Origin of the sequence: Sinorhizobium fredii USDA 205 (genome assembly GCF_001461695.1) — a bacterium.
Classification (GTDB): domain Bacteria; phylum Pseudomonadota; class Alphaproteobacteria; order Rhizobiales; family Rhizobiaceae; genus Sinorhizobium; species Sinorhizobium fredii.
The window spans coordinates 86,425-98,886 of the sequence record NZ_AUTC01000045.1 but is presented as its reverse complement, the minus strand read 5'-3'; the positions used below and the strand labels follow the sequence as shown (position 1 = coordinate 98,886).

The 12,462-nt window shown below is 63.7% G+C and carries 9 protein-coding genes and 1 pseudogene; all 10 read right to left on the bottom strand.

All coding sequences use genetic code 11. The features are described 5' to 3' along the window. Positions 1–2: 2 nt before the first annotated feature. The 10 genes and pseudogenes from N181_RS06360 to N181_RS06315 all read right to left on the bottom strand — a co-directional run bounded on the left by N181_RS06360 (position 3) and on the right by N181_RS06315 (position 12,312). A pseudogene (locus N181_RS06360) lies at positions 3–781 on the bottom strand (MetQ/NlpA family ABC transporter substrate-binding protein). A 46-nt stretch (positions 782–827) separates the two neighbouring features. Further along, complete coding sequence (locus N181_RS06355) at positions 828–1,493, bottom strand: methionine ABC transporter permease (protein WP_014329853.1); 666 nt, start codon at positions 1,491–1,493, stop codon at positions 828–830. Beyond that, on the bottom strand, positions 1,483–2,562 hold the full coding sequence (locus N181_RS06350; protein ID WP_014329854.1) for a methionine ABC transporter ATP-binding protein: 1,080 nt from the start codon (positions 2,560–2,562) through the stop codon (positions 1,483–1,485). Before N181_RS06350 ends, N181_RS06355 begins: the two co-directional genes overlap by 11 nt. Before the next feature lie 340 nt (positions 2,563–2,902). Further along, positions 2,903–4,276: a GH1 family beta-glucosidase gene (locus N181_RS06345; protein ID WP_014329855.1), complete on the bottom strand. Its 1,374-nt coding sequence runs from the start codon at positions 4,274–4,276 to the stop codon at positions 2,903–2,905. Positions 4,277–4,473: 197 nt separating this feature from the next. Beyond that, on the bottom strand, positions 4,474–5,658 hold the full coding sequence (locus N181_RS06340; protein ID WP_014329856.1) for a Gfo/Idh/MocA family protein: 1,185 nt from the start codon (positions 5,656–5,658) through the stop codon (positions 4,474–4,476). Positions 5,659–5,815: 157 nt separating this feature from the next. Further along, the gene (locus N181_RS06335; RefSeq protein WP_014329857.1) at positions 5,816–6,868 is read right to left on the bottom strand and encodes a sugar phosphate isomerase/epimerase family protein; all 1,053 of its coding nucleotides are present in this window, start codon (positions 6,866–6,868) and stop codon (positions 5,816–5,818) included. Positions 6,869–7,160: 292 nt separating this feature from the next. Then, positions 7,161–8,471, bottom strand: a complete 1,311-nt coding sequence (gene xylA / locus N181_RS06330) for a xylose isomerase (RefSeq protein WP_037394143.1) — start codon at positions 8,469–8,471, stop codon at positions 7,161–7,163. Positions 8,472–8,592: 121 nt separating this feature from the next. After that, on the bottom strand, positions 8,593–10,047 hold the full coding sequence (gene xylB, locus N181_RS06325; protein WP_050984027.1) for a xylulokinase: 1,455 nt from the start codon (positions 10,045–10,047) through the stop codon (positions 8,593–8,595). Positions 10,048–10,057: 10 nt separating this feature from the next. After that, a complete protein-coding gene (locus tag N181_RS06320) occupies positions 10,058–11,095 on the bottom strand; it encodes a LacI family DNA-binding transcriptional regulator (protein WP_037394132.1) in 1,038 nt (345 codons plus the stop codon). 98 nt (positions 11,096–11,193) lie between these two features. Then, entirely contained in the window at positions 11,194–12,312 is a 1,119-nt protein-coding gene (locus N181_RS06315) for a metallophosphoesterase (protein ID WP_050984026.1), read from the bottom strand. Between the last annotated feature and the right edge of the window lie 150 nt (positions 12,313–12,462).

Genomic DNA, 12,462 nt, shown 5'->3' with positions numbered 1-12,462 from the left:
GATCACCAACCGGCGATGACCGAGCCCTTGAAGGTGTCGTTGACGAACGTCTTCACCGTGTCGTTGTGATAGGACTCGACCAGCGTCTTCACCCACGGCGCGTCCTTGTCCTTGCCGTTGATGGCGATGATGTTGACATAGGGCGCCTTCTCGCCTTCGCGGGCGATCGGATCCTTGGACGGGTCGAGGCCGGCTTCGAGCGCATAGTTGGTGTTGATGACGGCGGCATCGACATCATCCAGAGACCGTGGCAGTTGGGCGGCATCGAGCTCGGCGAAGGTGAGATTCTTCGGATTTTCGACCACGTCGGCCGGGCCGACCTTGAGGCCTGCACCTTCCTTGAGCTTGATCAGGCCCTTGTCGGCGAGGATCAGCAGCGCGCGGCCACCATTGGTCGGATCGTTCGGAATCGCCACCGTCGCACCGTCGGCAAGCTCTTCGAGGCTCTTCACCTTCTTCGAATAGACGCCCATCGGGAAGTTGACCGTATAGGCGATGCTGACGATGTCGTAGCCGCGGTCGGCGACCTGATTGTCGAGATAGGGCTTGTGCTGGAAGGAGTTGGCATTGAGCTCGCCATCGGCAAGCGCCTGATTCGGCATGACATAGCGGAGAATTCGAGGATCTCGATGTCGAGGCCCTTGCCGGCTGCCACTTCCTTGACCTTTTCCATGATCTGGGCATGCGGTCCGGGTGTCACGCCGACCTTGATCGTTTCGGCGCTGGCTGCCCCGGCCGCGAAGGCGAGGGCGAGCGATGCTGCGAGGAGGAATTTCTTCATGGGAGGCTCCTGTTATCTGAAGGAAGTCGCGTGTGGGGAGGAAAGGTCAGGTCTTGCGGCTGCGCTTGTCGAAGCGGCGCGCCAGGCGGTCGCCGGCACTCTGGACGAGCTGCACGAGCACGATCAGGACGATGACGACGATCAGCATGACGTCGGGCATGAAGCGCTGGTAGCCGTAACGGATGCCGAGATCGCCGAGACCGCCGCCACCGACGGCGCCGACCATCGCCGAATAGCCGATGAGGCTGACGATCGTCATGGTGAGCGCCAGCGTCAGTGCCGGCCGCGCCTCGGCGAGCAGCACCTTGAAGACGATCTGCATCGGGGTGGCGCCCATGGCCCGCGCCGCCTCGATCAGGCCCTTGTCGACGTCGCGGATTGCCGCTTCGACGAGGCGGGCGAAGAACGGGATGGTTGCGATCGTCAGCGGCACGATCGCCGCCTTGGTGCCGATCGAGGTGCCGGTAACGAGCCTTGTGAACGGGATGATCGCCACGACCAGGATGATGAAGGGCGTCGATCGCGTCGCATTGACGATTAGCCCGACGGCGCGGTTGACATTGGGCGCCGGAAACAGTTCGCCCCTGCCGCTGGTCGCCAGGAAGATACCGATCGGGAGGCCGATCAGCGCGCCGATGAAGCCGGCGATCGCCACCATCCGCAACGTGTCGAGCGTGGCCTTGCCGATGAGCATGAGAAGATCAGGCGACATAGCCGAGCACCTCCGTGACCAGTCCGTTCTCGGCGAAGAAACGATCGGCCCTTGCCGCGGTTTCCGGATCCGCGCCATAGGCGACGACGAGCGAGCCGTAGGGCTTGCCGCCGATCTCGTCGATCGTGCCGGCGATGATGTTGACCTCGGCGCCGATCGACTGGATGAGCCGCGAGATCAGCGGCCGCTCGGCCGCGGCGCCGAAGAAGGTCAGCCGCACGACGACGCGATCGCCCTCTGCCGCTGCGGTCTTGAGGCCTCTGGCAATGGCTTCCGGCAGTTTCGACCCCGGCAGGCCGGAAAGCAGCGCCCGCGTCGTCGCGTGCTTCGGATGGGTGAAGACGTCGAAGGTCTGGCCGCGTTCGACGATTTCGCCCTTGTCGATCACCGCCACATCGGAGGTGACGGCCTTCACCACTTCCATCTCATGTGTGATGAGCAGCACCGTCAGCCCGAGCTCCGCATTGATCCGCTTCAGGAGCTGGAGAATGGACTGGGTCGTTTCTGGGTCGAGCGCCGAGGTCGCCTCGTCCGAGAGAAGCAGTTTCGGTTCGGTCGCCAGCGCCCGGGCAATGCCGATGCGCTGCTTCTGGCCGCCGGAAAGCTCGGACGGATAGCGGCCATGCTTGTCGGCGAGGCCGACCAGGTCGAGAAGCGGCCGCACGCGCTCATCGATCGCCCGGCGGTCCATGCCGGAGATTTCCAGCGGCAGGGCCACATTGCCGAAAACGGTCCGCGACGAGAGCAGATTGAAGTGCTGGAAGATCATGCCGACAGAGCGCCGCAGGTCGCGCAATCCGCCCTCGTCGAGCACGCCGACATCGACGCCGTCGACGAACACCTTGCCGCTCGTAGGCTTCTCGAGACCATTGACCAGCCGGATCAGCGTGGACTTGCCGGCGCCGGAGCGGCCGATGATGCCGGTGATCGAGCCGCGCGCGACCGTCAGGCTGACATTGTCGAGCGCCGTGAAGGCAGCGCTTTTTCCGGATGCCGCGAAGCGCTTGGAAACGCCGTCGAAGACGACGGCGGCATCGTCGGCCGCAATTGTGGATGTCGTAAAACTCATTGTCCGGCCGCCCCCAAAGGAGGGATCACAGCGATGTCAGGATACATGATGCTCTCGGATGTTCGAAACTCTGTCCCAGTCAGCAGGAGCCGGGAAGCGAATGCGCCTGGTCAAGTCGACACGCGGCAACACATTCGGATTGGAGAGCAATTCTCTATCATCGGGCAACCGGTCGGTTCAATGTCGCGAGCAGCATGGCTGCCATGCCGCAAAGTTCAGGGTTGTTATGCCCGTCGGCTCTCGCGTTTCACAGGCACGATTTTCCCGAAGGCCGCGGCTCGGCGCAAAGTCTACTCTTTTTATGTAAAATAATTCCGCCGCGCCGCGCGGTTGCCGTCCCTCAGGCCGGCCTGTGATTGCCTTTCGGGAATTGTTCCGCCAGTTGCTTGTACCACTGACCGCTCTTCTTGATCGTCCGGACCTGCGTCTCATAGTCGACATGGACGATGCCGAAACGCATCCGGTAGCCTTCCGCCCATTCGAAATTGTCCATCAGGCTCCAGGCGAAATAGCCGCGCATCGGATAACCCCTGGCGATCAGGTCCGCCGTCACCGATAGGTGATCGGCAATGTAGTCGAGCCGCGGCTGGTCGTCGACGAGGCCGTTCTCGACTCCCATATTGTAGCAGGCGCCGTTCTCGGTGATGTAGCAATCCGGAAGCGTGTAGCGGGCGTTGAGGGTTTCCACCAGGGCGCCGAGCGCCGGTGCATATACCTCCCAACCGATATCCGTCTTCACGTCACTGACCGGCTTCGCATTGATTGTCGCCGGATATTCGGCGCCGGCCGCCGGATCATGCGAAACGCGCATCGGAGTATAGTAGTTGAGCCCCCACCAGTCGAGCGGCTGGGCGATCGTCGCCATGTCGCCGTCCTCGATCAGCGGCATGCGGGATCCGAGCGCCGCGAGGAAGCCTTCCGGATATTCCCCCTTGAAGATCGGGCCGAAGAAGACGCCATTATGGAAGTCGAAGGCGCGCTCGGCCGCGGCCTTGTCCTTGGCGCCGTCGCTGCCGGGATAGACCGAATGGGCATTGATGACGATGCCGACCGGCAGGTCAGCGCGTTCCGAGCGGACCGCCGAGACACCCAGGCCATGGGCGAGATTGGTGAAATGCAGTGCGGCAAGGGCGGCGTCCATGTTGCGCTCGCCCGGCGCGTGGATGCCGTAGAGATGGCTGAGCCACACCGAGCACCAGGGCTCGTTGAAGGTGGCTACCGCATCGAGCCGGTCGCCGATACGGGCGATCACCGTCTTCGCATAGCGTTGGTAGGCGTAGGCGGTCGTGCGCGCCGTCCAGCCACCGTCGCCCATCAGCGCCAGCGGCAGGTCCCAATGGTAGAGCGTCGCGAAGGCCTTGATGCCCCGCGCCTTCAGGCCGTCGACCAGGCGGTCGTAGAAGTCGAGCCCTTTCTCGTTGATCGGCCCGGTGCCTTCGGGTATAACGCGCGGCCAGGCGATCGAGAAGCGGTAGGCCTCGACGCCGAGGCTCTTGATGAGATCGAGATCCTGTTCCAGGCGATTGTAATGATCGCAAGCCACGTCGCCATTGTGGCGCTCGAAAACGCGACCCGGCATGTTGGAGAAGGCGTCCCAGATGGACGGCTTGCGGCCGTCGGCCTTGCTGGCACCCTCGATCTGGAAGGATGCGGTGGCGACGCCGAAGACAAAGTCGCCAGGGAAGCGTTCTGCGAGTTTCTTGGCTTCGATCATCGTTCTTGTCCCGTCGTCTGCACAGCGCGTCGGAAGGGGCGCGGCTGCATTCGTTTCCAATGGGAGAGCGGCGCGCACGAAAAGACAGGCGTCTTCCATGCCGCTCTCGTTCGTGAGCGTGGCCTAAAGCCGCTGCAGCAAATGTCAACGAAAAAGGGCGAGGCACACCCCGCCCTTCATGAACTTGCCGGTCCGGATCAGACCTTGATCCAGGCGCCGTTGCGCTGCGAAGACCGCACGCAGGCATCGACGAAGACCATGCCCTTCATACCGTCGTCGATCGTCGGATATGTGACAGCGGGATCCACCTTGTCGCCGTTGCGCTTGGCATGGATCGCGCGGGCGGCCTCGGCATAGATATTCGCGAAGCCTTCCAGATAGCCTTCCGGATGACCGGAGGGAATGCGCGATACGCGTGCCGATGCGGGGGAAGCCCCGGCTCCGGCGCGCGTCAGCAGGCGCTTTGGTTCGCCGAAGGGCGTGTACCAGAGGTAGTTCGGATCCTTCTGCGTCCATTCGAGGCCGCCCTTGGTGCCATAGACGCGCACCATCAGGCCGTTCTCGTGACCGGGCGCCACCTGGCTGCACCAGAGCATGCCCTTCGCCCGTGCGCCGTCCTTCTCCTTGAAGCGCAGCATCATATGAGCATTGTCGTCGAGCTGGCGACCGGCGACGAAACTGTCGAGATCGGCCGAGAGTTCGTCGAGTTCGAGCCCGGATACGAAACAGCCGAGATTGTAGGCATGCGTGCCGATATCGCCCGTCGAGCCGCCGGCGCCGGAGCGTGCCGGGTCGGTCCGCCACGCTGCCTGCTTCTGGCCGGACTGCTCGATATTTTCCGTCAGCCAGTCCTGCGGATATTCCATCTGCACCAGGCGTACGGCGCCGATCTCGCCATTGGCGATCATCTCGCGTGCCTGCCGAACCATCGGATAGCCGGTATAATTGTGCGTCAGCACGAAGAGCGCGTCGCTTTCCTCCGCCGCCTTCTTCAGCTTCTTCGCGTCGGCGAGCGTCGAGGTCAGCGGCTTGTCGCAGATCACGTGGATGCCGCGCTTCAGGAACTCCTTTGCCGCCGCGTAATGAACGTGGTTCGGCGTCACGATCGCCACGGCTTCGATGCCGTTCTTCAGCTTCGCCTCGCGGATCGCCATTTCCTTGAAATCCGAATAGACGCGCGACGAGTCGAGCCCAAGCTCGCGTCCCGAGGCTTGCGCCTTCTCGGGGGTCGACGACAGAGCGCCGGCGACCAGCTCGTATTGGTCGTCAAGCCTTGCGGCGATCCGGTGCACCGCGCCGATGAAGGCGCCGGAGCCGCCGCCGACCATGCCGAGGCGGATCCGTTGTTGACGAGTTTCCGTACTGTTTCCCTCGATAGCCATCGTGTTTTCTCTCCTGGAATGTGTGTCTGGTTGCCGGGGATGAAGACCCCCTCTGCCCTGCCGGGGCATCTCCCCCACAAGGGGGCGAGAATCGCGGCGGCGCCGCAACAAGCCCCTCCCCCTTGTGGGGAGGGGTTGGAGAGGGGACTTGCCCCACTCAGATCCCCAACATCCGCCGATTCGCCGCCTCATCCGTGCCGCTGTCGGCAAAATCGTCAAAGGCCTTCTCGGTGACGCGGATGATATGCGCCTTGACGAATTCCGCCCCCTCGCGCGCGCCGTCTTCCGGATGCTTCAGGCAGCATTCCCACTCGACCACCGCCCAGCCGGCGAAATCGTTCGCCGCCATCTTCGAGAACACCGCGCCGAAATCGACCTGGCCGTCGCCGAGCGAACGGAAGCGGCCGGCGCGGTTGACCCAACTCTGGTAGCCTCCATAAACGCCCTGCCGGCCGGTCGGATTGAATTCCGCGTCCTTGACGTGGAACATCCGGATGCGGTCCTTGTAGATGTCGATATTGTCGAGATAGTCGAGGCACTGCAGGACGTAGTGCGACGGATCGTAGAGCATGCAGGCCCGGGCATGGTTTCCGGTGCGCTCCAGGAACATCTCATAGGTGATGCCGTCGTGCAGGTCCTCGCCCGGATGGATCTCGTAGCAGACATCGACGCCGCAGTCCTCCGCATGATCGAGGATTGGTTTCCAGCGTCGAGCCAGTTCGTCGAAGGCTGTCTCCGCCAGCCCCGCCGGGCGCTGCGGCCAAGGATAGACGAAAGGCCAGGCGAGCGCGCCGGAAAAGCTCGCCATGGCATCGAGGCCGAGGTTTCTCGAGGCGGTCAGCGCCAGCTTCACCTGCTCGACCGCCCATTGCTGCCGCGCCTTCGGATTGCCGCGCACCTCCGGTGCGGCAAAGCCGTCGAAGGCCTCGTCATAGGCCGGATGCACGGCGACGAGCTGGCCCTGCAGATGCGTCGAGAGCTCGGTGATCTCGACGCCATTGTCGCGCGCCTTGCCGGCGATCTCTTCGCAATAGCTCTTCGATTCGGCCGCCTTCCTCAGGTCGAAGATCCGGCCGTCCCAGCTCGGCACCTGCACGCCCTTGTAGCCGCAATCGGCCGCCCATTTGGTAATCGAATCCCACGAATTGAACGGCGCCGCGTCGCCGGCGAATTGCGCAAGAAAAAGCCCCGGTCCCTTGATGGTCTTCATGCAAATTTCCTCCCTAATGGATCGGATTTCTGACACACCGGCCTGCCGGTCGAGTGATATTCGAGCGCCTTGCCCCGCAATTTTCGCGATATCTTAAATACCTGCAACGTTGCAGGAGCCAGAAGCTAGCAGATTCTTCGCGAGGGGCAATGGGCTTCTGTCCTGTCGCGAAGAGGATCGGTTGGCACCCGCGGGCTGCCCCACGAGGACGGGTAACGAGCCGCCCGGAAGCGGCTGACAGGCATCATGAAATCCATGCCACCCGCCAGCCCGCCCGGAGCCATTCGCCCCGTCAGACGTAGCGATTGACCACGTTTTCCAGGTACTCCTGCTTGCCGGACTTCGCCTGCGGGTTGAGATCGGCCTTCCGCACCCAGGCCTCGATCTCCTCGAGCGAGAAGCCGCCATCGAGCATCTTCTTCGCTTCGGGGACATTCCAGCCGGCATAGCGCTTTTCGAGCGGACCGGAGAGCGCCTGGTCCTCGACCATCTTCGCCGCCGCCTTGAGGCCGCGGGCGCAGCAATCCATGCCGCCGATATGGCCGATCAAGAGATCCTCCGGATCGATCGACTGGCGGCGCAGCTTCGCATCGAAGTTCGTGCCGCCGGTCTTGAAGCCGCCGCCCGAGAGAACGTGATAATAGGCGAGCGCCATTTCCGGCACGTTGTTGGGGAACTGGTCGGTGTCCCAGCCGGACTGGTAGTCGTTACGGTTCATGTCGATCGAACCGAAGATGCCGAGCGCATTGGCGAGCGCCAGCTCGTGTTCGAAGGAATGGCCGGCAAGGATCGCATGGCCCTGCTCGATATTGACCTTCACCTCGTTCTCGAGACCGTACTTCTTGAGGAAGCCGTAGACGGTCGCGACGTCGAAGTCATACTGGTGCTTGGTCGGCTCCTGCGGCTTCGGCTCGATCAGGATCGCGCCCTTGAAGCCGATCTTGTGCTTGTATTCGACGACGAGGTTGACGAAGCGGCCGAGCTGGTCGAGTTCGCGCTTGAGATCGGTGTTGAGCAGGGTCTCATAGCCCTCACGCCCGCCCCACAGCACATAGTTCTCGCCGCCGAGCCGCTGCGTCGCGTCGATGCAGGTCTTCACCGTCGCCGCCGCAAAGGCGAAGACGTCCGGATCCGGATTGGTCGCGGCACCGCCCATATAGCGGCGGTTCGAGAACAGGTTCGCCGTGCCCCACAGCAGCTTGACGCCGGTCTCGGCCTGCTTCTCGGCGAAGTGGTCGACGATCTCATTGAGGTTGCTGGTGTTCTCGGCGAAGTTCCGGCCCTCCGGGCGAACGTCGGCGTCATGGAAGCAATAGAATGGCACGCCGAGAAGCTGGAAGAATTCGAAGGCCACGTCGGCCTTCAGCTTCGCCGCGTCCATCGTGTCCTTGAACCAGGGGCGTTCGAAGGTCTGGCCGCCGAACGGATCGCCGCCCGGCCAGACGAAAGTGTGCCAATAGGCAACGGCGAAGCGCAGATGGTCTTCCATCCGCTTGCCGAGAACGACCTCGTCCGGATTGTAGTGGCGGAAGGCGAGCGGATTGGTGCTCTCCAGCCCTTCATATTTGATCTTGGCGATATCGCCGAAAAATCCGGTGCTCACGGCTGTCTCCTTATCGTGGACTGTTGCCGGCCGCTTGTGCAAAAAGGCGGCCATCTGGTGGAAAGTAATCGTTTTCATTGCATGGTACGCTGTAACCAACGGTACCGGTCTGACCGGGATCTTAGGTCGTCGCTCCCTTGATGGCGGGGTAAAGCCGGCGATAGCGCTGGTAGGCGTCCTCATAGGCCGCCACCAGCGAGACGTCCGGCGCGATCGTCTCCGCCGTCGCCGGCGCATAGCAGGTCGCGACCGGATCGGCGCCGGTCGCGGCGATCAGGCCGAGCCGGGCCGCACCGAACGCGGCACCGAAATCGCCGTCGGCCGGCAGGTCGACCGGCAGGTCGAGTGCGGTCGCGATCGACTTCAGCCAATAGCGCGACCGCGACCCGCCGCCGATCGCGGTGACACGATTGAGCGTCGTGCCGGCGGCACGCAACGCTTCCAGGCTGTCGCGGATCGCGAAGGCCACCCCTTCCAGCACCGCCTGTGTCAGCGCGGCGCGAGAGCTTTCATGGCCGAGGCCGGCAAAGACGCCGCGGATCGCCGCGTCGTTGTGCGGCGTGCGCTCGCCCGAGAGATAAGGAAGGAATGTCACCGAACCCGGCGCCTTGAGCGTATCGCTAAGCTCGCCCGTCAGCTCCGCAGCACTTCTGCCGGTGATGCCCGCATGCCAGTTGAGCGCGTCGGTCGCCGAGAGGATCACCCCCATCTGGTGCCAGGTGTTCGGCAGCGCATGGCAGAAGGCATGGACGGCGCTTTCCGGATTCGGAAGATAGCTGGCATTGGCGGCGAACAGCACGCCGGATGTACCAAGCGAGACGAAGGCCTGCCCCTCGCCCACGGTGCCCATGCCGCAGGCCGACGCCGCATTGTCGCCGGCGCCGCCGGCAAGGACGACACCCGGCCCCATGCCCCAGCGGCTCGCAAGTTCCGGCCTGAGCGTGCCGGCGCTGTCGGTTCCCTCGACAAGGTCCGGCATCTGCCGTTCCTCGAGGTGGGTGGCGGCAAGCAGGCTTTCAGACCAGTTGCGCTTGCCCGTATCGAGCCAGGACGTGCCGGCGGAATCCGACATTTCCGAAATATGTTCGCCGGTCAGCCACAGGCGGAGATAGTCCTTGGGCAGGAGCACCCAGCGGAGTTTGGCAAAGATCTCCGGCTCGTTTTCGCGCACCCAGGCGAGCTTCGGCGCGGTGAAGCCGGGAAAGACGATATTGCCGGTCAGCGCCCGGAACTGCGGGTCGCCGTCGAGTGCGGCCGCCTGGCGAAAGCTGCGCGTATCGTTCCAGAGGATGCACGGACGCAGCACCTTGTCGCTTTCGTCGATAAGCGTCGCGCCGTGCATCTGGCCGGAAAGACCGACGCCGCGCACCGCAGCAAGCGCTTGCGGATGCGCCTTCTTGAGGCCGTCGATCGCCGCCTCGGCGGCCCGGGTCCAGTCGGCCGGGTCCTGCTCCGACCAGCCGGGATGCGGCCGCGAGACGTCGAGCGCGGCCGAGGCGGAGCCGATGATCTTCTGCTCGCCGTCGATCAGCGTGGCCTTGACGCCGGACGTGCCGAGATCCAGTCCGAGATACATCTCTGTCCTCCTATGCCTGCTCGATCGGCAGGTTGTCCTTCAGGAATATGTCGATGCGGATGCGTTCCTGCGCCTCGATCACCGCCAGCCCGTCGGCCTTCGCCTTCAGCACCCGGATTGCGCTCCTGACCTCGTGGCCCGCATCCTGGTTGAGCAGCACATCGATCGTTCCGGAAAGCAGAGCGGCCCGGCTATGGGGCGTCAGTTCGTGCGCAATCGCACAGATCTTCATTTCCCTGCCGGCTTTCTCGACCGCGGCGACGAGGCCGCGATTGCCCGCGCCGAGGCTATAGATGCCGGCAAGATCCGGATGGCGCTCGATGAGCGCGCCGACCAGCTTCTCGACGAGGGCTGCATCGTCCTGACCCTCGACGACAGGCAGCAGCAAGCGTGTTTCGAAGCATTGGCGCATGACCCCCTGGAAGCCTTCCAACCGCTCCCTGTGGTCGCGCACGAGCATCGAACCTGCCACCACCGCAACCGGCCCGGGGCGATCGCCGAGGAAGCGACCCATCAGGTTTCCGGCGGTGCGTCCGGCCGCGATGTTGTCGACGCCGGCAAAATGATCGCGCATCGACCCCGGCAGGTCCGAAACGAGCGTGACCACGGCAATCCCATCCTCGCGCAGACGCTTCACCGCCTGCGTCACCTCGGGGGCGTCGACAGCGACGACGGCAACGCCTGCGGGCCTTCGCCGGTGGGCCTCTGCCACGGCGTCCGCGAGGGCGCGCGCGTCGAAGGCGGGAACGGAGAGTATGGCGATTTCAGTCCGTTCGGCCGGCGAGTGCGCCATGGCGGCCCTCACCTCGGCCTCGAGCCCGCGCATGAAGGAGTTTTCGCCGGCAGGCAGGATGAAGATCAGGGAATAGCTGCGGCCCTTGGCGAGATTGGCCGCCGCAACGTCACGCACATAGCCAAGCGTCGCGATTGCCCGCTCGACCTTGTCGCGCGTCACGGACCTAACGCCCGGCCGGTTGTTCAGAACCCGGTCGACGGTCGCCAGGCTGACGCCTGCCTCGGCGGCGATATCGTGAACGGTTGGTCGCATCTCTTCCTCCTCGCGACACCCCTTAGAGGAAGTTTTGATGTACGTAAATCAAAAATATCGAGAGAGCGAAAAAGCCACTAAATTTATGCGTCGACATGTCAGTCGAAACGCCTGTTGAACGCGTGCGTGAAGGCGGCGTCGCCTGTCTCGCCACGCGCCTCTCCGAAGACGACATCCAGGAACTTGTCGGTCACCCGCACCAGCGCGAAGCCGCCGAGATAGGCCGCCTTGGGCTTGAAGATGTCAAGCTCGCCGGCGCGATAGGCCATCACCCGGTCATGCTCGTGACCGTGGAAGAGCCCGACGACATTGTAGCCCTTGAGAGCGTCAAGCAAGGCATCGCGCTCAGCCGGGCTCCACCAATGCGGTTCGCCGTCTCCCTGATCGTCGAAGGTTTTCGCCGCGGCGTCCCAGACCTCGGTCGAGAATGCATCCCAGCCATAATGCTGGAACAGCACAACCGGGCGGCCGTCAGCGGCGTAAGCGGCGAGATCGCGCTTCAGCCACGGCAGGCCGCTCACGGCCCCCTTGTTCTCGTCCCCGCCGAAGCGCTGCAATTGCACGAGATGAAGACCGCCCCAGTCCCAGGAATAGTTGTCCGATAGCGGATCGTAGTTGGTGACGGGTACCGGGGGCCTGTAGAACACGGACTGGCGATGGGTAAGCTCCACATAGTCGCGCAATTCGCGGCGATACCAGTCGACGTTCGGCGGCGCGCCATCCTGGTCGAGATCATGGTTTCCGAGACCGACATAGACGGGATAGTGGATGTGATGCGGCCCGACACCATGCTCGTAGCGGCTCTGGAACTGCTGCAACTGCCGCCCTTCGCGCGGATCGCGCACCTGGCCGCCGCCGTCGTCGGTGATATCGCCGCCGAGGACAAGGCCGAACGGCCGGGCGATCTTCGTTCCGGCGCTGGCAAGACCGCTTGGCTTTCCGTCAATCAATTCCGGCCAATGCTGGCCGGGCATCGCATTGAGCGCCGCAATGTGGCGCAACAGGTTTGCGTCGGTCTTGCCTTCCTGTTCGCAGTTCGGCGCCAGGCCTTCCGTCGAAACGATGCAGGCATGGATGTCATTGGAAAAGAGGAAAGTCGCGTCGACCGGGGGCCGGGTTGCCGTACGTCCGCCGCCTGCCATCAGCGAAAGGCCGAAGCCCGCCGCACTGGCAAGAAACGTCCTTCTGGACGACACATGGAATGCATTGTCGTTCATGCTGCCCCCCGCGCTCCCTCACCGCCCTCGACCAGCTCGGACGGAACAAGCGAAGCGCGATTTTGCCGCAGGGCTCGGAACGCGTAAAGCGTGCCGTTTACACTCTCTCTCCGCATATGGGGAGAGGGTCGCGGCAGCGGAGCGAGGGCG

What these genes read in the sequence shown, in the direction of transcription:
- N181_RS06320 (WP_037394132.1), bottom strand. Translation starts at nt 11,095, where the DNA reads ATGCGACCAACCGTTCACGATATCGCCGCCGAGGCAGGCGTCAGCCTG.
- N181_RS06315 (WP_050984026.1), bottom strand. Translation starts at nt 12,312, where the DNA reads ATGAACGACAATGCATTCCATGTGTCGTCCAGAAGGACGTTTCTTGCC.
- N181_RS06335 (WP_014329857.1), bottom strand. Translation starts at nt 6,868, where the DNA reads ATGAAGACCATCAAGGGACCGGGGCTTTTTCTTGCGCAATTCGCCGGC.
- N181_RS06340 (WP_014329856.1), bottom strand. Translation starts at nt 5,658, where the DNA reads ATGGCTATCGAGGGAAACAGTACGGAAACTCGTCAACAACGGATCCGC.
- N181_RS06350 (WP_014329854.1), bottom strand. Translation starts at nt 2,562, where the DNA reads ATGAGTTTTACGACATCCACAATTGCGGCCGACGATGCCGCCGTCGTC.
- N181_RS06355 (WP_014329853.1), bottom strand. Translation starts at nt 1,493, where the DNA reads ATGTCGCCTGATCTTCTCATGCTCATCGGCAAGGCCACGCTCGACACG.
- xylB (WP_050984027.1), bottom strand. Translation starts at nt 10,047, where the DNA reads ATGTATCTCGGACTGGATCTCGGCACGTCCGGCGTCAAGGCCACGCTG.
- N181_RS06345 (WP_014329855.1), bottom strand. Translation starts at nt 4,276, where the DNA reads ATGATCGAAGCCAAGAAACTCGCAGAACGCTTCCCTGGCGACTTTGTC.